This is a genomic window from Ferroplasma sp. Type II, assembly GCF_000496155.1.
Genome location: NZ_KI542726.1, coordinates 5,255 through 7,242 on the forward strand (window position 1 = coordinate 5,255; position 1,988 = coordinate 7,242).

1 protein-coding gene and 1 pseudogene are annotated in these 1,988 nt (G+C 32.5%); one reads left to right on the plus strand and one right to left on the minus strand.

What is annotated here, in order from left to right:
• The first annotated feature begins 251 nt into the window (after window positions 1-251).
• Window positions 252-1,277, plus strand: a complete 1,026-nt coding sequence (locus tag AMDU4_RS07560) for a glycosyltransferase family 1 protein (RefSeq protein WP_290704572.1) — start codon at window positions 252-254, stop codon at window positions 1,275-1,277.
• Window positions 1,278-1,795: 518 nt separating this feature from the next.
• On the opposite strand, the pseudogene AMDU4_RS07565 reads toward AMDU4_RS07560, so the two are convergent.
• Window positions 1,796-1,988 (minus strand): annotated as a pseudogene (locus AMDU4_RS07565) (ATP-binding protein); the annotation flags it as partial.

The window sequence follows — 1,988 nt, forward strand, 5'->3', positions numbered from 1 at the left end:
GCTATGAGTTTTCTATTATTCATTTAATCTCTTTATAGCATAGTTTATCTAAAGATATTACTTGAATTCTTTGTTGATTTTTTCCGAATAGGGATTTTAGTAATCTTATTGACATTCGTTTGACTCAAAGAATATTGAGATTTTTATTTGATACAATTATATCATAATATTTTAAACTTCCAAATTATTAACGAAAATTTGGCAATTTCTAACGTAACAAAAATATTTCTATAATGACACAATGCTTAGCAGTGGTAACGTATATTACAGTAGATTCTTCGAAAACTGGCGTTGGAAAATATGCCTATGACCTTTACACATTAATGGCACCTGAAAGCAGGATAGTTCAGTTCATATTCAATAATAAATTTCAGGATCCTGTTTTTAAATCAACATACAGAGGCTTTAAAAATTCTGTTTTAAATTATTTATTCAGTGATCTTATATATAGACCCGGAATTAAAGTGATAAATAACAGTAATGATATTATACATATAACAGCACAGGTAATCAAGCCTATGTTTCAAGGTAAACATATGGTTGTAACAATACATGATATCATTGCATTCACTGAGGATGTTAATGGTCTTCATGAAAAATTGAGAAGACCTGGTTTGAGAAAATATATAAGTGAATATTTGAAATATGATAACATTATTACAGTTTCAAATTATGTAAAATATGAGATAAGTACTAGATTTAATATTAATGAAAGTAAAATATCTGTGATATCTCCATATATATCTGATAATTTTTATCCATTGAATAGAAATGATGAATTACGCAAAGAACTGGGATTGCCGCTAAATAAAAAACTTATATTGTCTGTGTCCTCTGATCAGCCAAGAAAAAATCTTTCAATGGTAAGGGAATTAATGGATCGCCTGGGAGAAGAGTACCAGCTCGTTAGGATAGGTGTTCCCGTAGGGAATAGTATTACTTTTACAGATGTGAATGCAGAAAAAATTAATAAAATATACGGTGCCTGTGACATGCTCTTTTTCCCTACACTGGCTGAAGGTTTTGGTTACCCGGTGGTAGAGGCATTTAAAACCGGATTGCCGGTACTAAGCTCTGATATAGATGTTATAAGAGAGGTTTCAGATGGTGCTGCATTGCTTGTAAACCCTAAAGATATTAAGGAAAATGTAGAAGGAGCCTATAAAGTGCTGGACAATAGTGATTATTATAAAAATAAGGGGTATAAAAGGGCAGAGTACTACTCCAGGGATGCAATTAGAAACAAGCTGATTTCTTATTACCATTCAATAAAATAATGGTAAAAATATTGATATATGAATTTTATCCCACCCCGAAATTATACAATAAATAGCTTATATAATACCATAACAGATTCGGCACAGAATACTTTTACAGAAGAAAACCATAGTGTAGTCGTCAATTTGCAATTTTTTAACACTGGAGTGCCATGTGCCAGTTGACGGTGTTCTAGAAGTATTTCCAGGGTTAAATCCGTGCACGAAAAATTAGCACCGTTTTTGTTGTGCGTATCTGGGTAAGTAACATTACATCAAGGCTTATACTTACGTTCCCTGAGGGCTGTTGCATTTTATGGAAAAACTAAACAGCATTACAACTATCAGGACAACCGCACCGATTTTTGTACGTTTCACGAATGCATATATAATTTTGCCAGTAAATAAGATTCTGCTCCATATGTAATTAAAAATGTAAATTTTATTAGTTGTTTAGAGAAAAATAAATGAAGGCATCAGCAACTTTCCCATAGTGAAACACTACCAACATCCTCTTTTTTTTTATTTCTAGCTTTTTATTAATGAATGTTCTCCATCAGCCATCTCCATACTGGCTTGACTTCAATTTTCAGTCCGTTCCTGAATATCTCCCGTTCCTGATCCATTGTGAGTATCAGAAACCTGTTTGCATCTATTTCACTCGAAGCTCTCTCCAGTCCTCTTATCTCTCTGTCTATGTTTTGATCATTTAGTTCGAAAGAGACCTGAATT